The sequence below is a fragment of the Sphingomonas sp. genome (assembly GCF_035758555.1).
Taxonomy (GTDB): Bacteria; Pseudomonadota; Alphaproteobacteria; order Sphingomonadales; family Sphingomonadaceae; genus Sphingomonas_B.
This window is the reverse complement of record NZ_DASTXI010000026.1, coordinates 20,328-38,398: the sequence shown is the minus strand read 5'-3', so window position 1 is coordinate 38,398 and position 18,071 is coordinate 20,328. Positions and strand designations below refer to the sequence as shown.

17 protein-coding genes are annotated in these 18,071 nt (G+C 67.2%); 10 read left to right on the top strand and 7 right to left on the bottom strand.

Going from position 1 to position 18,071, the window contains the following annotated elements; genetic code table 11:
- On the bottom strand, nt 1–1,537 hold a 1,537-nt coding region (gene lon / locus VFT73_RS01605; RefSeq protein WP_326408387.1), incomplete at its 3' end, for an endopeptidase La.
- A gap of 304 nt (nt 1,538–1,841) precedes the next feature.
- Nucleotides 1,842–2,132: a hypothetical protein gene (locus tag VFT73_RS01600; protein WP_326408386.1), complete on the bottom strand. Its 291-nt coding sequence runs from the start codon at nt 2,130–2,132 to the stop codon at nt 1,842–1,844.
- A gap of 143 nt (nt 2,133–2,275) precedes the next feature.
- Between VFT73_RS01600 and VFT73_RS01595 the strand changes: the two genes are divergently transcribed.
- On the top strand, nt 2,276–4,411 hold the full coding sequence (locus tag VFT73_RS01595) for a TonB-dependent receptor (RefSeq protein ID WP_326408385.1): 2,136 nt from the start codon (nt 2,276–2,278) through the stop codon (nt 4,409–4,411).
- On the opposite strand, the gene VFT73_RS01590 is transcribed toward VFT73_RS01595, so the two are convergent.
- Genes VFT73_RS01590 through VFT73_RS01580 form a run of 3 tightly spaced genes read right to left on the bottom strand, consistent with a single transcriptional unit; the run spans nt 4,392 to nt 6,609 of the window.
- Entirely contained in the window at nt 4,392–4,994 is a 603-nt protein-coding gene (locus tag VFT73_RS01590) for a GNAT family N-acetyltransferase (protein WP_326408384.1), read from the bottom strand. The genes VFT73_RS01595 and VFT73_RS01590 overlap by 20 nt on opposite strands.
- Complete coding sequence (locus tag VFT73_RS01585) at nt 4,991–5,902, bottom strand: hypothetical protein (protein WP_326408383.1); 912 nt, start codon at nt 5,900–5,902, stop codon at nt 4,991–4,993. Before VFT73_RS01585 ends, VFT73_RS01590 begins: the two co-directional genes overlap by 4 nt.
- Nucleotides 5,899–6,609, bottom strand: a complete 711-nt coding sequence (locus VFT73_RS01580) for a class I SAM-dependent methyltransferase (protein WP_326408382.1) — start codon at nt 6,607–6,609, stop codon at nt 5,899–5,901. The genes VFT73_RS01585 and VFT73_RS01580 overlap by 4 nt, the downstream gene beginning before the upstream one ends.
- 100 nt (nt 6,610–6,709) lie before the next feature.
- Between VFT73_RS01580 and VFT73_RS01575 the strand changes: the two genes are divergently transcribed.
- Nucleotides 6,710–7,672 (top strand): glycosyltransferase family 2 protein, encoded by a 963-nt coding sequence (locus tag VFT73_RS01575; RefSeq protein ID WP_326408381.1) that lies wholly within the window; start codon nt 6,710–6,712, stop codon nt 7,670–7,672.
- On the opposite strand, the gene VFT73_RS01570 is transcribed toward VFT73_RS01575, so the two are convergent.
- On the bottom strand, nt 7,669–9,195 hold the full coding sequence (locus tag VFT73_RS01570; protein ID WP_326408380.1) for a hypothetical protein: 1,527 nt from the start codon (nt 9,193–9,195) through the stop codon (nt 7,669–7,671). The two genes, VFT73_RS01575 and VFT73_RS01570, sit on opposite strands and share 4 nt — an antisense overlap.
- A gap of 86 nt (nt 9,196–9,281) precedes the next feature.
- Nucleotides 9,282–10,544 (bottom strand): ATP-dependent Clp protease ATP-binding subunit ClpX, encoded by a 1,263-nt coding sequence (gene clpX, locus VFT73_RS01565; RefSeq protein WP_326408379.1) that lies wholly within the window; start codon nt 10,542–10,544, stop codon nt 9,282–9,284.
- Nucleotides 10,545–10,755: 211 nt separating this feature from the next.
- On the opposite strand from clpX, the gene VFT73_RS01560 reads away from it, so the two are divergent.
- The 8 genes from VFT73_RS01560 to VFT73_RS01525 all read left to right on the top strand — a co-directional run bounded on the left by VFT73_RS01560 (nt 10,756) and on the right by VFT73_RS01525 (nt 18,042).
- Nucleotides 10,756–11,376 carry a peptidylprolyl isomerase gene (locus VFT73_RS01560; protein WP_326408378.1) on the top strand — a complete coding sequence of 207 codons (621 nt, stop codon included), beginning with the start codon at nt 10,756–10,758 and terminating at the stop codon, nt 11,374–11,376.
- A 75-nt stretch (nt 11,377–11,451) separates the two neighbouring features.
- Nucleotides 11,452–11,649: a hypothetical protein gene (locus VFT73_RS01555; RefSeq protein ID WP_326408377.1), complete on the top strand. Its 198-nt coding sequence runs from the start codon at nt 11,452–11,454 to the stop codon at nt 11,647–11,649.
- Between the two features lie 54 nt (nt 11,650–11,703).
- Nucleotides 11,704–12,576 (top strand): TraB/GumN family protein, encoded by an 873-nt coding sequence (locus tag VFT73_RS01550; protein ID WP_326408376.1) that lies wholly within the window; start codon nt 11,704–11,706, stop codon nt 12,574–12,576.
- Between the two features lie 268 nt (nt 12,577–12,844).
- Complete coding sequence (locus tag VFT73_RS01545; protein ID WP_326408374.1) at nt 12,845–13,471, top strand: 50S ribosomal protein L25/general stress protein Ctc; 627 nt, start codon at nt 12,845–12,847, stop codon at nt 13,469–13,471.
- Between the two features lie 110 nt (nt 13,472–13,581).
- Nucleotides 13,582–14,154 (top strand): aminoacyl-tRNA hydrolase, encoded by a 573-nt coding sequence (gene pth / locus VFT73_RS01540; RefSeq protein WP_326408373.1) that lies wholly within the window; start codon nt 13,582–13,584, stop codon nt 14,152–14,154.
- Nucleotides 14,155–14,272: 118 nt separating this feature from the next.
- A complete protein-coding gene (gene ychF / locus VFT73_RS01535) occupies nt 14,273–15,373 on the top strand; it encodes a redox-regulated ATPase YchF (RefSeq protein WP_326408372.1) in 1,101 nt (366 codons plus the stop codon).
- 100 nt (nt 15,374–15,473) lie between these two features.
- Entirely contained in the window at nt 15,474–16,712 is a 1,239-nt protein-coding gene (locus VFT73_RS01530) for an ectonucleotide pyrophosphatase/phosphodiesterase (RefSeq protein WP_414712770.1), read from the top strand.
- 127 nt (nt 16,713–16,839) lie between these two features.
- Nucleotides 16,840–18,042: an efflux RND transporter periplasmic adaptor subunit gene (locus VFT73_RS01525; RefSeq protein ID WP_326408371.1), complete on the top strand. Its 1,203-nt coding sequence runs from the start codon at nt 16,840–16,842 to the stop codon at nt 18,040–18,042.
- Nucleotides 18,043–18,071 lie beyond the last annotated feature (29 nt).

Here is an 18,071-nt window from a genome sequence, read left to right as displayed (position 1 = left end):
TTAGCCCGTGCGACTCGAGCGCCTTTGGCAGCAGGTATTGCTTAGCGATCGCCAGCTTTTCAGCCTCGGTGTAGCCGGAGACCTCGATCACCTCCATCCGGTCCCGCAAGGCGGGCGGAATCGGCTCAAGCAGGTTGGCGGTCGTAATGAAGATCACTTTCGAGAGGTCGAACGGCACCTCAAGGAAATGATCCGAGAAGGTCGAGTTCTGCTCCGGATCGAGCACCTCGAGCAATGCCGAGGACGGATCGCCGCGAAAATCCTGCCCAAGCTTGTCGATCTCGTCGAGAAGGAACAGCGGGTTCGATGTTCCCGCCTTCTTCAGGTTGGAAATGATCTTGCCCGGGAGCGAACCGATGTACGTGCGCCGGTGACCCCGGATTTCCGCTTCATCCCGTACCCCGCCAAGCGACTGCCGGGCGAATTCGCGTCCAGTCGCCCGGGCGATGGAGCGGCCAAGCGAAGTCTTGCCGACGCCCGGCGGCCCAACCAGGCACAGGATCGGCCCCTTGAGCTTGTTGGTGCGCGCCTGAACCGCGAGATACTCGACGATCCGCTCCTTCACCTTCTCAAGGCCATAATGATCCTCGTCGAGGATGTGCTGCGCTTCGGCGATATCCTTCTTCAGCTTCGACTTCTTGCCCCACGGAAGCGACAGCAGGACGTCGAGATAGTTGCGCGCGACCGTAGCTTCGGCCGACATCGGGGCCATCGCGCGAAGCTTCTTCAGCTCCGCGTCGGCGCGCGTTCGGGCTTCCTTCGAAAGCTTGGTCTTGCGGATCTTCTGCGCGAGTTCCTGAAGCTCGTCTCCGCCCTCCTCACCCTCGTTACCGAGTTCGCGCTGGATCGCCTTCAATTGCTCGTTGAGGTAATATTCGCGCTGGGTCTTCTCCATCTGGCGCTTGACGCGGCTGCGGATCTTCTTCTCGACCTGAAGCACGCCGAGCTCGCCTTCCATGAAGGCGAACACCATCTCCAGCCGCCGCGCCGGATCGAGCTCGACCAGCAGCGACTGCTTGTCCGCGACCTTGACGGTGATGTTCGAGGCGACCGCGTCGGCGAGCTTCGACGGCTCCTCGATATCGGCGAGCTGGACGGCGGTTTCGGCCGGCAGCTTGCGGTTGAGCTTCGCGTAATTCTCGAACTGATCGACGACCGAGCGCATCAGCGCCCGCGCCTCGACGCTTTCGCTGTCCTGCTCGTCGATCAGCGTGACGGTCGCGGCCATGTGCTCGCCGTCGCGTTCCAGCGAGTCCAGCGACGCGCGCTGCTTGCCTTCGACCAGCACGCGCACGGTGCCGTCGGGCAGCTTCAGCAGCTGCAGCACGGTCGCGATCACGCCCAGGTCGTAGAGATCGTCGCGGTCGGGATCGTCGTTCGCCGGATCGAGCTGGGCGACCAGGAAGATCTGTTTGTCATTCGCCATCGCCTGTTCCAGCGCCGCGACCGATTTGTCGCGGCCGACGAACAGCGGCACGATCATGTTCGGGAAGACGACGATGTCCCGAAGCGGAAGAACAGGGAAACTCTGGGTCATGCAAACTCCGGTTGCGCGGGCCCGCGCCATTTCCTTTTATATGGGGCCGACGCCGAGAGCATCAATCACTTCGCAGCCGGACACCATAGCGGCGATACGTTAATATGCCGGTTTCGGCGCTTCATCTGTGGATATCCCGGCAGGACGGCACAGAAAAAGGCCCCGCTCCAGGGGTCGAGGAGCGGGGCCGGTTCAGGGAGTCATGCGCAGGCGGGGGGTCGTCCGCCGTCGAACCATGGTATCGCACCGGCCTGTCGCAGGACTATGTCGTGCCGCGAATGAAATTGTCGCGGAATGTCGCAGCCTACCAGCAGCGCCGCACGCGGTGATGGTGGCGCCACACCCAGTGGCAGCGGCGGTGATTGCGCCATCCGTAGGGGCCGCGATCCCAACGGTGCCGGTAAGACCAGCCGCGCCGCCGGTCCCAGCGATGCCGGCGGTCCCAGCCGTGCCGCCGGTCCCAGCCGCGGCCGTTCCGCCAGTCGCGCTCGTGGTGCCGGCCGGACCAGCCATAGGACTGGGCCGACGCCTCGGGCGCGGCGCCGATACCGGTCACGGAGACCGCCAGCGCAACGGCCATCAATAGAGGTTTCATCGGTCATCTCCTCGATCCGGATCACAAGCAACGAAGCCGTGCCGGAACGGCTCCGCCCCTTCTCCTCTATCCGGCGCAGCCTTAACCTCGTGGTAACCAGCCCGACCTAGCGGGCAGTGCGTCCATTCAGGGGCTCGCACCAAATGATTCTGGTTTCCGTTTTCGCCGCCGCGGCTGTCGCGGGTTCGGCGCCCACCGCCGTTGCCGAGGCCGACGACGCGCTGGATACGATCGTCGTCACTGCCCAGAAGCGCGAGCAGAATCTGCACGACGTGCCGCTGTCGATCGACGTGATCGACGCCGCCGCGCTCGACCGCAGCCACGCGCGCGACCTGCGCGATGCGGCCGCGCTGGTCCCCAACGTCTCGATCCAGCGCCAGGGCGCGATCGACACCGTGTTCGTGCGCGGCATCGGCGGCGGCGGGCGCAATATCGGTTTCACCACCCGCGCCGGCGTCTATGTCGACGGCGTCTATGCCGGCCAGTTCGCATCGGTGAACCAGGACGCGCTGGACGTCGCGCGCATCGAGTTCCTGCGCGGGCCGCAAGGGCATCTGTTCGGACGCAATACCGATTCCGGCGCGATCAGCATCGTGACGCAGGCGCCGGAGCATGTGTTCGGCGGTTGGGCACAGACGAGCTATGGCAACAAAGACCTGTTCGAGCTGCGCGGCACGCTGAACGCGCCGCTGTCGGACCAGGTGGCGATCCGTGTCTCCGGCTCCCACCGCGAGCGCGACGGCTTCACGCTGAACGTGCCGACCGGCACCGACCTCGACAATATCAACCGCGACTCTGCGCGCGGGCGGATGCGCGCCGCGTTCGGCGACGTGACGCTGGACCTTGCCGCCGACTACAGCCACGACCGCACCAACAAGGCGATCGGCGAGGCGCTGACGGACACCTTCAATACCGGCCCGTCGCCGCTGCCCGGCGCGTTCGACACGCCCTATAATGTCGACCCGCTGCAGCGCATCCGCACCGGCGGCGGCTCGGCAACGCTGGGGTGGAGGCTGGGCGAGGGGCTCAGCCTCACCTCGATCACCGGCTATCGCGGCACGTCCTGGCACCGCCGCAACGACCTCGATTACGTGCCGCTCGACCTCGCGACGATGGATTATCGCGACCGATTTGCGCAGACCAGCCAGGAAGTGCGGCTGAACTTAACGTCGGACCGGCTGAACGGCGTTGCCGGCATCTATGTGTTCGACGAGAATACGCGCACCGACCGGCGTGTGATCGCGGGCAGCCAGGTGGGCCTGCTGCCGTTCGGCCTGACGCCGGGCCTTTCCGCGCAGGTGCTCGCGCATGTGAAGACGCGCTCTTACGCCGCCTTCGGCGCGGCCGACTGGCGCTTCGCGGACGCGCTGACGCTCAATCTCGGCGGCCGCTTCACTCACGACCGGCTGCGCCTCGACGATTATTCGAGCTTCGGCTCGCCCGTGTTCGGGCTCGGCCGGATCGACGGCTTCGACGATGCCCAATCGAACGACAGCTTCGACCCGAGCGTCGCGCTCAGCTGGGCGGCGACGCCCGACCTGAACCTCTATGCCCGCTATGCGCGGGGCTATAAAAGCGGCGGCTGGAACGTCGATTTCCTCAGCGCGGCGCAGTTCGCGGATCGCATCCGCTTCAGCCCCGAGCGCGTCAACTCGGGCGAGGCGGGCCTGAAGTTCGAGCGGCAGGGCGTGCGGCTGTCGCTCGCCGGCTATTACATGATGATCGGCGACTATCAGATCGACCAGTTCGTCGACCTGGGCGCCGGCCAGACCTCGATCCAGCTGCGCAATGCCGCGAAGGCGCGCAGCTGGGGCGGCGAAGTCAGCCTGGAGGCGCGGCCGGCCGAACGGCTGAACCTGTCGCTCGGCCTCGGCTACGCCCATGCGACGTTCGACCGCTTTCCGGACGGCGGCGGGCCGGGCATCGACCTGGACGGGAACCGCCTGCCCTACGCGCCGCGGCTGACCGCATCGGGCGAAGCCCGCTACTCGGTCCCGCTGGGGCCGGACCTGAATCTCGACCTGTCGGGCGACTGGACCTATCGTTCGGCGAGCTTCAGCGGGCCGGAGAATCTCGACCGCCAACGGATCGACGCGCGGCACCTGCTCGGCGCACGCGTAGCGCTGAGCGGCGGCCGGTTCGAAGTAGCCGGCTGGGTCCGGAACCTGCTGAACGAGCGTTATATCGACAACCGCATCTTCGATTTCTTCCAGACGGCGGTGGTCGAACGCGGCGAACCGCGCACCTATGGCCTGACGGTCACGCTCCGATCCCGCTGACGAAGCCGGCGGGCCGCAGCATCGACCAGAAGCGCGGCCCGCCCTTCGGCACGTCCCATTCGCCGGTCAGCTGGAAGCCGTGGCGGGTGTACAGCGGGATCGTCAGTGGATTCGGCGTCTCCAGATAGGCGGGCATGTCCCCGGCCTGCGCCAGCCCCGCGGCGATCGCCGCTGAGCCGTGCCCCCTGCCCTGGTGCCGGGGATCGCAGCCGGCGATGTGCAGGTAGAGGAAGTCCCCGCCCGGCATATGCGCGTCGATCGCGTCGCCGACCCGAAGCGCGCGCGGCAACGCCGTGCCGAGCGCGCGGAGCAGCGGCCCCGCCTGCGCCAGCATTTCCAGCCAGCCGACCTGCGCACGACCCGGCGAGCGCCATAAAGTCGCGGCCTCGCCTCCTGCGGTCACGAAGCGCGGTCCCGCCCTGCCGTCGCTGTCGAACAGGATCGCGAACAGTCGCGGCAGCCGCACGCGGCGGACGGCGGGATCCGGAAAGATATAGGCCATCGCCGCATCGTCGAAGAACGCGGCGGCGAGCAGCTGCGCCACCTGCGCCCGGTCGGCAGCGGTCGCCGGACGCGCCGTCATGACGCCGCGGCCTCCGCCGGCATCGGCGCCAGCCGCTTGCTGATCGCGAAGCAGACCACGTCGCCCAGCGTGGTGACGAGCCGGAACAGCGCGCTCAGGATCAGCGCCGGAGCGGTGCCGACCAGCGGGGCGGCGAGCGTGGTCAGCACCAGCTCGCGCGAGCCGATGCCGCCCGGCGCGCCGGGGGTCAGGAAGCCCGCGACCCATGACAGGCCGGCAATGCCGACCGCGAGCAGCACCGGCGTTGCACCGACCGCGACGAACAGCAGCGCGAACGCCAGTCCCTGGATCGAAAAGAAGACCAGATAGGCGCCCAGCGCCCGCAGCAGCGCAGACCGCGGCGGCACCACCGCGCGCAGGCGCAGCACCCGGTGCGGAAGCGCGAGCAGCGCCGCCAGCAGGCAGCCTCCCGCGACAAGGGCGATCGCGGCCCAGAAGCGTGCCGGCTGGCCGGCAATGTCGGGCGGCGAAATCGCGGCGACGAACACCGCCGCTGCCGCCACCGCCACCGCGGAGCCGGCCAGCAGCACCGTCTCCCACGCCACCCCCAGCGCCAGCGCCTTGTGCGGCACGCCCAGCCGCGACAGCCACAAATGCCGCCCGACATAGTGAAAGACGTTGCCCGGCAGATATTTCGCCACCTGAGTCACGCCATAGCTTGCGATCGCGGTCCGCCGGTCGAGCGACCGGCCGGCAAAGCCGCCGATCAGCTGGTGCCACGCTTCGCCGATCAGCAGCAGCGACACGCCGTAGACGACCGGCAGCACCACCAGCAGCCCGATCGCCGGGCCGGTCGGCCGCCAGTCGCCCAGATCGTGCCAGTGCCGCGCCGCCGCCCAGCCGAGATAGACGAGCGACACAAGCGCGAGCAGCCGGCCCCCCCAGATGGCGGCCCGCTTTGCGGTCATGCGTCCGCCGGCGCGCGCATCAGCGTCGTCTCGTCCGGATAGGGAAGACAGGCGGCGAGGCCGCGCGTGCGTTCCCATCGCATGCCGGATGCCGCGATCGCGCGGCGGTAGGGCGCGCGGTGCGAGTTGTCGAAGACGATCAGCCCGCCGGGCGCCAGGCGGGAGCGCGCATGGTCCAGACAGGCGGTGCGGGCGCGCCCGTCGATCACGATCAGATCGAACTGCCCCGGCTCCGCATCGATCGCGTGCACATAGTCATGGAAGGTCCGCCCGCGCCATGCCGGCTTGTCCGACGCGTAGCGCGGATCGGCCGAGGGAGTCGGATCGGGCGCGACCAGCCGGACGCGGGCATGGGGAAAGGCGGCGATGCGGCGTTCGACTTCCGGATACCAGGCGGCGTCATGCTCGACGCTCGTCACTTCCGCCGCCCGCCTGGCGAGCCAGATCGTGCTGGCGCCGCTGCCATATTCGAACACGCGCGCATTGGGGCGGTCCTTCAGGAACCGATCAACCTTCCCGATCGCATCGAACGTCCACCATGGCAGGTCGAGCCCGGACAGATCGTCGATATCGTAGATCGCGAACAGGCTGCGCAGCCACAATGCCGTCCGGCTTTCCCGCCGCCGCTCCAGCCGTTCAAGCAGGCCCATAGTCCGCGCCACGCTTCGTCCGCCTCGCACGGCGCCGACATAGAAACGCTCAAGCATGCTGGACTGCCTGCCCCCGATCCGCAAAAAAGAACTGGACCCGCAGCGGCATACCGGAAAATACTCCGGTTGCGATTATTTTCTGAACCGGGGTTCAAGCTTGAAGCTGATCGTTCAGATCCCGTGCTACAACGAGGAGCACACGCTCCCCGCCACCGTCGCGGACATTCCGCGTTCGATTCCCGGCATCGACACCGTCGAGGTGCTGATTATCGACGACGGCTCGACCGACCGCACGATCGAGGTGGCGCGCGAAATCGGCGTCGATCACATCGTCCGCAACAAGCGCAATGTCGGCCTCGCGCGGACCTTCCGCAAAGGGCTGGACGCCTGCATCGCGATGGGCGCCGACATCATCGTCAACACCGACGGCGACAACCAGTATCGCGGCGCCGACATCGCCAAGCTCGTCCAGCCGATCGTCGCGGGCGAGGTGGACGTGGTCGTCGGCGACCGCCAGACGGGCAGGATCGAGCATTTCTCCACGCCCAAGAAGCTGCTGCAACGGTTCGGCAGCTGGGTGGTGCGGAGCTTTTCGGGCGTGGACGTGCCCGACGCGGTCAGCGGCTTCCGTGCGATCTCCCGCGAGGCGGCGTACCGGCTGAACATCGTCTCGCCGTTCAGCTACACGATCGAGATGCTGATCCAGGTCGGCCGCAAGGGCATGGCCTTCGCCAGCGTTCCCGTCGGCACCAACGAAAAGACGCGCGATTCGCGGCTGTTCAAGAGCGTGTTCCGCTTCATCGAGCGATCCGGCAGCACGACCTTGCGCATGTATGCGATGTACCAGCCGCTGCGCGTGTTTACGCTGATCGGCGCGATCATGGCGATCATCGGCATGATCCCGATGGTGCGCTTCCTCTATTTCTTTTTCCTTGGAGCCGGGGGCGGCAAGATCCAGTCGCTGATCCTGGGTTCCGCCCTGCTGACGATCGGCGCGCTGACCTTCGTGATGGGCCTGCTCGCCGACCTGCTCAGCCAGAACCGGCAGCTGATCGAGATGACGCTGGAAAAAGTGCGCCGGCTCGAGGATGCGGCGCGGAACAACCGCAAGCAGGATTAGGCTGCAGCAGCCTCGTTCCCGGGCGCAGGCCGTGCAGGGCGGTGCCGCCGCTCCGCCGTACAGGCGCAGCCGATCGCGATCGCTGCAAAGAGCATCGTCCAGGCCAGCCGCCCCTGATAGCGATCGACGACGACCACCAGCGCACCGCCGATCGCGGCGTTCAGCACGGCGCCCATCAGCACGACCGCCCCGAACGTGATCGGCGGCGACCAGCGCTTAAATCGGCGGCCGGCGATGACCGCAGCGACGATCAGCAGCGCGGAGCCGAGGCAAAAGACGATCATCACGGCACTGGCGGCGGCGAGGTAGGCCGGGCGCTGATAGAAGGCGGCGGCCTGCATGTGCCGCGTCTCTTGCGGAAGCTGGGCACCGACGACCTTGGCCATCTGCGCGCTCTGGTCGTAGCGGGTGACGCCGGAGCTGACGAACTGATCGAACGCGTTCCAGACCGCCGCGCGGAACTGAGCCCATGGGTCGTTCAGCACCGTGCGCTTGACGAGCTCCCGCGATTCGGCGCTGATCTGGCTGCGTTCGGCCACCGGCCGCGCCATCCAGCCATCGACGTGCACGCCGTTCCGGGTCGTGCCGTCCCACAGGAATTCTCCGGCCGTCATCGGCATGCCGGGCAGCATCGCGCAGGTCGCCCAACGGGTGTGCGGGCATTCCTTGCGCAGCAGCGCGACCGCGGTGCCGTCCTCGATCGTGCGGCCGAGCAGGAACGGCACATGGGGGGTCGCCACGCCGGTGACGCGCTCGACCACCGGCTCGGTCGCAAAGGTCAGGACAGCCGAGACAGCGAGCGCGCCGCCCATCAACAGGCCCGCCCTGCCGCGCCATAGCGGCCGCCCCGAGACCAGCCCGGACGCGACGAACAGCGCAATCGCGACCAGGAAAAAGGCTTTGTGGAAGCTGATCGCCGCGACGATGCTGATCAGCCAGAACGCCCATTCGCCGCGGCTGAGGCGGTCCGGAAAGGCCGCTATCAGGGCCATCCCCAGCAGCAGCACGCCACCGGCCATGTCGGGCAGGATCACCGACACGCCGAACGCCGCGCCCCCTAACAGCGCGACGGCGGCAATCATGCCCAGCTTGGCTTTCGTGCCCCGCGGGCCGGTCTGGCGCATCGCCAGCACGATCGCGGCCGCCACCCACAGCGCCTGGAACAGCGCCGTGACATACAGCCCGCCGATCCGCCGCCCCAGATCGGCGAGCAGACCGTAATAGATCGACCGCGCGTCGCTGAAACCGGTCGTGTCCTTTTTCCCGTCGGGAGAAACAGCAGCAGCAGCCGGCTGCGCTGCCGTCCGTTCCGGCGCAGCCGCCGGATGCACCTTTTCGACGATGCCGACGCGGCTCAGGATGCCTTCGCCTGCGGTCAGATAGGCGGGGGTGTCGAAGAACAGCAGCGGATAGCCGTTGGCAATGGCCGGCAGCAGCAGCAGCAGAGTGCCGAAAACGGTCAGCCAGAACGGACGGGATCCTGGCGCCGCCGCTTCCCGTGCTTCCCCGGTCGACTGCAGCATCACTGTCCCCCCGAAGCTACCCGGACGATGGGCAGGACCCTGCCACGCGCCTCCTTATCGGGCAACCGCGAGAGGTCAGCGGCGGCTCAGGCCGCGCCGCTTTCCTTTTTCTTGGCATAGACCCGGACCGGGTCCTTGCGGCCTTCGACCACGTCCTTGTCGATCATCACTTCGTCGACGCCGTCCATGCTGGGCAGGTCGAACATCGTGTCGAGCAGGATCGCCTCGAGGATCGAGCGCAGGCCGCGCGCGCCGGTCTTGCGGGCGATCGCCTTCTTGGCGACGGTCACCAGCGCGTCGTCGGTGAACGACAGGCGCACATCCTCCATGTCGAACAGCTTCTGATACTGTTTGACGAGGGCGTTCTTCGGCTCGGCCAGGATCTTGACCAGCGCGTCGATGTCCAGGTCTTCCAGCGTCGCGATCACCGGCAGGCGGCCGACGAACTCGGGAATCAGGCCGAACTTCAGCAAGTCCTCCGGCTCGCACTGGCGCAGCACTTCGCCGGTGCGCCGCTCGTCCGGCGCCGCGACATAGGCGCCGAAGCCGATCGACTTGCCCTGCAGGCGGTCGCCGATGATCTTTTCGAGGCCGGAGAAGGCGCCGCCGCAGATGAACAGGATGTTGGTCGTGTCGACCTGCAGGAATTCCTGCTGCGGATGCTTGCGCCCGCCCTGCGGCGGAACGGAAGCCGTCGTGCCCTCCATCAGCTTCAGGAGCGCCTGCTGCACGCCCTCGCCCGACACGTCGCGGGTGATCGACGGGTTCTCGGCCTTGCGGCTGATCTTGTCGATCTCGTCGATATAGACGATGCCGCGCTGCGCCCGCTCGACGTTATAGTCGCTGGCCTGGAGCAGCTTCAGGATGATGTTCTCGACATCCTCGCCGACATAGCCGGCCTCGGTCAGCGTCGTCGCATCGGCCATCGTGAACGGCACATCGAGGATGCGCGCCAGCGTCTGCGCGAGCAGCGTCTTGCCGCAGCCGGTGGGGCCGACGAGCAGGATGTTCGACTTGGCGAGCTCGACATCGGCGCCCTTCGCGCCGTGGGCGAGCCGCTTGTAATGGTTGTGCACCGCGACCGAGAGCACGCGCTTCGCCTGGCTTTGCCCGATCACATAATCGTCAAGCACGTCGCAGATTTCCTGCGGCGTCGGCACGCCCCCGTCCTTCTTCGAGACGAGCGCGGACTTGGTTTCCTCGCGGATGATGTCGTTGCACAGCTCGACGCATTCGTCGCAGATGAACACGGTTGGGCCCGCGATGAGCTTCCTCACCTCGTGCTGCGACTTTCCACAGAAGGAGCAGTAGAGGGTGCTCTTTGAATCCCCGCCGCTCAATTTCGTCATCAGTTCACCCTTGAGCCTGCTGAGCGCAGGCCATCGCTAGCTCGGGCCATGTTAGCCCTCGCTCCCGAAACCACAATGCCGAATATGCGGGCGCGTTCCCGCCGATTATCGTTAACTGTGGACCACATTTCTGGCCGGACCGGATATGTGCTTGAGCGCATGGCACTTCAAGACGGTCGCAACCGCAGCCGACTGAAGCTAAAAGCGATTCATGACCCGGTTATTTACCCTCTTTTCCGCCCTCCTGCTCGCCACGCCTGCCCTTTCGCAAGCCCCTGCGCCCGCGCCGAGCCCGTCTCCCGAGACCGTCGAGGTCACGCTGACGACCACCGCCGGCCCGATCGTGCTGGAGCTGGAAAAGGAGCGCGCGCCGATCACGACGGCCAATTTCCTGCGCTATGTCGACCAGAAGAAGCTCGACGGCTCCGCCTTCTACCGCGTCGCCAAGGCGCCGAACGCCCCCGAATACGGCCTTGTCCAGTTCGGCGCGCAGGGCGATCCCCGCAAGTCGCTGCCGCCGATCGCGCACGAGCCGACCACCAAGACCGGCCTGACGCACAAGAGCGGCACCATCTCGCTTGCCCGCAGCGAACCCGGCACCGGCGCGGGCGACTTCTTCATCGTCCTCGGCGACACGCCGGCGCTCGATGCCGATCCGAGCGCACCCGGCGACAACCAGGGCTTCGCCGCTTTCGGCCACGTCGCCGAAGGCATGGACGTAGTGAAGCAGATCCTCGGCGAGCCGACCGACCCGGACAAGGGCGAAGGCGTGATGAAGGGCCAGTTCCTGCTCAAGCCTGTCGTCATCACGTCTGCACGGCGCACCAACTGACGGGCGCGGCCGGATTTTTTTCGGCCGCATCCGTAACAAACGCATCTTTGCCCCCACGCGCACGTTGTGGCGCGCATGGGTGGCATCAGCGACATCGAATGGCGCGAAGGACTGTACCGGCAGCTCGCGCGGCAGCCCGGTCTGCCGGCCGGCCTGCGTCCGGTCCTCATCCAGCGCGCCGAAGGCTGCATCGACCGCCGCGCGCCGACGATGCCCGCCTTTCTGGCGCCCCGCGGCAATGCCGAAGGCTGCAAGGGCGCGATCCTGGGCTGACATTTAAAGGGCGCGGTTGCGCTTCGTTCATCCTTGCGGCGATAAGCCCGCGCGATGCGCCAGATTGCCTCTCTCCTGCTCACCGTCGCCCTCGCCGCATGCGGCAGCGCGGCGCCCGCCGCTCCCCAGGCGAAGCCCGCCATGTGGAAGCTGTCCGATCCGGACACGACCATCTACCTGTTCGGCACTGTCCATGTGCTGCCGGACGACCTGAAATGGCGGACCGCCAGGTTCGACCAGACGGTCGGCCAGGCAAAGGAGCTGGTGCTCGAAATCAACGACCAGGAAGACAAGGCCAAGGTCGCCGAGGTCTACCGGCGTCTCGCCTTGTCGCCCGGCCTGCCGCCGATCCTCGACCGCGTGCCCGCCGACAAACGCGCCGCCCTTGCCGCCGCGATCGAGAAGGCGGGACTGAAGGCTGAGCAGCTCGATCACATGGAGACCTGGGCCGTCGCGGTGACGCTGGGCGCGTCGATGTACGCCGGCATGGGCGCCTCGCCCGCCAACGGCGTCGAGAACCAGCTGCGGGTGAGCTTCGAAGGCCGCCCGGTCGAGGGGCTGGAGACCACGGAACAGCAGCTCGGCTATTTCGACAAGATGCCGGAAGCGACCCAGCGCAAGCTGCTGGTCAGCATGATCGACGACATCAAGAACGCGACCACCGATTTCCAGAAGATGGTCACGGCCTGGTCTTCGGGCGACACCGGCGCGATCGCCCGCACCTTCGACGACGAGCTGAAATCGGCGCCCGAGATCGCCCGCGTGCTGATCGACACCCGCAACGCGAACTGGGTCGACTGGCTGAAACAGCGCCTCGACCAGCCCGGCACGGTGCTGGTGGCCGTCGGCGCCGGGCACCTGGCAGGCAAGGGATCGGTGATCGACCTGCTGCAGAAGCAGGGGCTGAAGGTCGAGCGGGTGCAGTAAGCCATAGCCCCTCTCCCGTTGCGGGAGAGGGAGGGGCCCAAGCCGCAGGCTTGGGAGAGAGAGGGGAAGCGAGCGGCCACGCTCGCTGCGCTTCGCTCCGGCCCCCTCACCCCGCTCGCGCTGACGCGCGAGTCGCCCTCTCCCGCGAGGGGAGAGGGGCAGCGGTTGCATTCTCTCCCCTCCCCCGCTATGCGCGCCGGCTTCCGTCATGGTCATCCCTGGAGGCGTGGCGGTTGTACATGAACCATCGAACACTTGGAGACATGCGATGAGCGAGACGCTGACGCTGTCGGCCGAGGTGCGCGAGCGGGCTGGCAAGGGAGCCTCCCGTGATCTGCGCCGCCAAGGCCGCGTGCCCGCCGTCATTTACGGCAACAAGGAAGAGCCGAAAGGCGTCCACGTCGAGGAACGGGAGCTGATGAAGCTCCTGAACACCGGCCACTTCATGAACACCGTCGTGATGGTGGCAGGCGTGCGCACGCTGCCGAAGGACGTGCAGTTCCACCCGGTTACCGACCGTCCGCTCCATGTCGATTTCCTGCGCATCGGCGAGCATTCGACCGTGCACGTCAACGTGCCCGTGCGCTTCGAGAACGAAGAGGCCTCGCCGGGCCTGAAGCGCGGCGGCGTGCTCAACATCGTCCGCCACGAGCTCGAACTGGTCTGCGACGCGGCGAGCATCCCGGACGAAGTGGTCGTCGACCTGAAGGGCTATGACGTCGGCGATTCGGTCCACGTCTCGGCCGTCTCGCTGCCCCAGGGCACGCGCCCGGCGATCGAGGACCGCGATTTCACGATCGCGACCATCGTCGCGCCGTCCGGCCTGAAAGCGCAGGAAGGCGACACCGAAACGCCGGCCGCCGCCGAAGGCGAAGGCGAAGAGAACGAGGGCTGACACCTCGAGCCCCTCCCTTCGGGGAGGGGTTGGGGTGGGGCCTGTCGGGTGGGCGCTGTGAACCAGCCCCACCCCCGTCCTCTCCCCTGAAGGGGAGGGGCTTAAGCACCATGCAAATCTGGGTCGGCCTCGGCAATCCCGGCGCGCTCTATGCGATGCACCGGCACAATGTCGGCTTCATGGCCGTGGACGCGATCGCCGAAGTGCACGGATTCCCGGCGCCGAAACGCGCTTTCCAGGGTTGGGTGCAGGAAGGACGGATCGGCCCTGAGAAGATCCTGATCCTGAAGCCCGCGACCTTCATGAACGAAAGCGGCCGCGCCGCGGGCGAAGCGATGCGCTTCTACAAGCTCGCGCCGGAGGACGTGACCGCCTTCTACGACGAGCTCGACCTCGCCCCGTTCAAGGTGAAGGTGCGCACGGGCGGCGGCACCGCCGGGCATAACGGCATCCGCAGCCTCGACGCGCATTTGGGCAACGGTTTCCGCCGCGTGCGCATCGGCATCGGCCACCCCGGCCACAAGGACAAGGTCACCGGCCACGTCCTCGGCAATTTCGCAAAGGCCGAGATCGAGCCCCTGTCCGACGTCCTCGGCGCCATCGCCGCCGAAGCCGAATGGCTCGCGAAGGGCGACGACGCCCGCTTCATGAACGACGTGGCGCTGCGGCTGTCTTCGGACTAAGAGGCGCGAAACCTGTCACCCCGGACTTGATCCGGGGTCCACCTTTCTCTTTCAGCCTTACCAGAAAGAAGGTGGATGCCGGATCAAGTCCGGCATGACGATTGAGCCGGAGTAATCGATGGGTTTTCGTTGCGGGATTGTCGGCCTTCCGAATGTCGGCAAGTCCACTTTGTTCAATGCCTTGACCGAGACGGCGGCGGCGCAGGCGGCTAATTATCCGTTCTGCACGATCGAGCCGAACGTGGGGCAGGTCGCGGTTCCCGATGCGCGGTTGGACAAGCTGGCGGAGATCGCGAAGTCGGCGAAGAAGATCGAGACGCAGCTGGCATTCGTCGACATTGCAGGCCTCGTCCGCGGCGCGTCGAAGGGCGAAGGCCTCGGCAACCAGTTCCTCGCCAATATCCGCGAGGTGGACGCGATCGTGCACGTGCTGCGCTGCTTCGAAAATGGCGACGTGACCCATGTCGAGGGCAAGGTCGATCCGATCGCCGACGCGGAGACGGTCGAGACGGAGCTGATGCTGGCCGATCTCGAAAGCCTCGAGAAGCGGGTGCCAAACCTGGTCAAGCGCGGCCAGACCGGCGACAAGGAATCGAAGATCGCGGCATCGGTGCTCGGCCAGGCGCTGGAGCTGCTGCGCGAGGGCAAACCCGCGCGGCTCACCCAGCCCAGGGACGAGGAGGAAAAGCGCCATTTCGAGCAGGCGCAGCTGCTGACCTCGAAGCCTGTCCTCTATGTCTGCAACGTCGATGAAGGCGATGCGGCTGATGGGAATGCGCTGAGCGCCCGCGTGTTCGAAAAGGCAAAGGCGGAAGGCGCGGAAGCGGTCGTCGTCTCCGCCGCGATCGAGGCGGAGATTGCGACGCTCGACCCGGAAGAGCGGCAGGCGTTCCTTGCCGATCTGGGCCTTGCCGAAACCGGCCTCGCCCGGGTGATCCGCGCCGGCTATGCGCTGCTCCACCTGATTACATTCTTCACGGCCGGCCCCAAGGAAGCGCGCGCGTGGACCGTGCACAAGGGGGCGAAGGCACCCGAGGCGGCAGGCGAAATCCACACCGATTTCGAACGCGGCTTCATCCGGGCCGAGACGATCGCGTTCGACGATTATGTGAAATATGGCGGCGAGGCAGGCGCCCGCGAGGCCGGCAAATTGCGTCAGGAAGGCAAGGATTATGTGGTTCAGGACGGCGACGTCATGCTGTTCCGGTTCAATGTTTGACGAGCGCTCGCCTCGTCATCCCGGGCTTGACCCGGGATCCACCTTCTCTTCACCACCGCTCCAAGAAGGTGGACCCCGGCTCAAGGCCGGGGTGACGGTGTTGATCGCGACCCTCCTCGCCCTCCTCCTCCCCTCCGCGGCGCCGGCGAAGCCGAAGCGGGTGGCGGTGCGGCCGACTGTCACGATCCTGGTCTCGATCGACGGCTTCCGGTCCGATTATCTGCAGCGCGGGGTGAGCCCGACGCTGTCGGCGCTGGCCCGGACGGGGGTGACCGGACCGATGCGGCCGTCCTATCCGTCGCTGACCTTTCCCAACCATTGGACGCTCGTCACCGGCCGCCGGCCCGACCGCAACGGCATCGTCGGCAACCTGATGGAAGACCCGCGCCGGCCGAACGAGCTCTTCACCATGGCGAGCGAAGACCCGTTCTGGTGGAACGAGGCGGAGCCGATCTGGGCCAGCGCGGAAAAGCAGGGCATCCGCACCGCGACGATGTTCTGGCCGGGATCGAACGTCAGCTGGGGCGGCCACAAGGCGAACCGCTACCACACGCCGTTCGAAGGCGGCGTGCGGCCGTCGGACTGGCAGCAGTTCAGCGGCTATGTGACGGACGAGCAGCGGGTGAACGCAGTGCTCGACTGGCTTCGCCGCCCGGCCGCGATCCGGCCGAAGCTGGTGACGCTCTATTTCGACGAAGTCGACGCGGCCGGCCATGAATATGGCCCGGACGATCCGCGCACGACCGCTGCGGTGCACGACGTCGACACTGCGATCGCGAAGCTCCGCGCCGGCCTCGCCGCGCTCGGCCAGCCGGCGAACCTGGTGATCGTCGCCGATCACGGCATGGCGCCGATCAGCGCCGACCGCTCGATTCCGCTGGATCAGCTCGCCAACCCGGCCGACTATCGCATCCTTGAAACAGGCGCCTATGCCTCGCTTGCCGCGGTGCCGGGGCACGAAGCGGCACTGGAGGCGGCGCTGCTGAAGCCGCACGACCATGTCCGCTGCATGCGCAAGGCCGACCTGCCGCCGGCCTTCCACTATGGCAGCAATCCGCGGGTGCCGCCGTACCAGTGCCTTGCCGATCTCGGCTGGACGATCCGCAAGACGACGGCGGAACGCCCGCGCACCGGCGGCAATCACGGCTATGATCCGCGCGCGCCCGAGATGACGGCGCTGTTCGTCGCGAACGGCCCCGCTTTCCGGCCCGGCACCAAAGTCGCGGCGTTCGACAATGTCGACATCTACCCGCTGATCGCGCGGCTGGCCGGGGTGAAGGCCAATCCCGGCGACGGCACGATCGCGACGTTCAGCCATGCGCTGAAGCAGCCCCGATGACGGCTCCGGGCTGAACGTCACTCTCGCGCGACGAACGTCAGCGAAGCGGAGCGTGCGATATCGACTTCTGGCGCGGATTCTTTAAGGGGACCCGCTGTATCCACTCGTTGCGGGCTGCAGTACAAAAATGACCAAAGGCGCAGCGCCGGCGCTTCCGCTCCTTCTTGCGATCGCGATCCTCGCCGGCTGCAGCAGCACGTCGGAGCCGAAGGGCGGCGGCCCGGGCGGTCGCGGCGAAGGCGGCACGCCGGAAGTCGGCTTCGTCGTCGTGCAGCCGACCCAGGTCGCGCTGACCACCGAGCTCGCCGGCCGCACCGTCCCGCACGCCGTGTCGGAAGTGCGCCCCCAGGTGTCGGGCGTGATCCAGAAGCGGCTGTTCACCGAAGGCAGCCTCGTCCGCGCCGGGCAGACGCTCTACCAGATCGATCCCAGCCTCTACCGCGCCAGCGCGGCCCAGGCGCAGGCGAACGTCGCCGCGGCCGAGGCCAACGCCCAGGCGGCGCGCACGCTCGCCGACCGCTACAAGCCGCTCGCCCAGATGCAGGCGGTCAGCCAGCAGGAATATACCAACGCCGCCGCCCAGGCGCGGCAGACCGCCGCCGCGGTCGAGCAGCAGCAGGCGGCGCTGCAGACGGCGAAGATCAACCTCAATTTCACGCGCGTGCCGGCGCCGATCAGCGGCCGCATCGGGCGTTCGGCCGTCACTGTCGGCGCGCTCGTCACCGCCAACCAGGCCGAGCCGCTGGCGACGATCCAGCAGCTCGATCCGATCTATGTCGACATCCAGCAATCGACGTCGGAGCTGCTCGCGTTGCGCCGGTCGCTCGCGCAGGGCGACGTGCTGCCGGCCAAGGCAACGATGCACCTGAAGCTGGAAGACGGCAGCGACTATGAGCTTGCCGGCACGATCGAGTTTTCGGAGGTCGTCGTCGACCCGAACACCGGCACGGTCACGCTGCGCGCAAGCTTCCCCAATCCCAAGGGCGTGCTGCTGCCCGGCATGTTCGTGCGCGCCGTGTTCGCGCAGGCGATCCAGACCGGCGCGTTCCTGGTCCCGCAGGAAGCGGTCAGCCGCGATCCGCGAGGCAATGCGACCGTGATGGTCGTCGGCCCGAACAACCGCGCCGTGATGAAGACGGTCAAGGCCGATCGCACCCAAGGCCCCTTCTGGGTCGTGACCGAGGGTCTGAAACCGGGCGACAAGATCATCACGCAAGGGTTGAACAAGGTGCGGGCAAACCAGCCGGTGCACGCGGTTCCGGCCAGCACGCCGCAGAAGATCGACCCCAACCGGCCGATGCAGGGCGGCGGCCGCGGTCGGCGGGGCTGAGCGTTGCCGCGTGCCACACTCCGTCATCC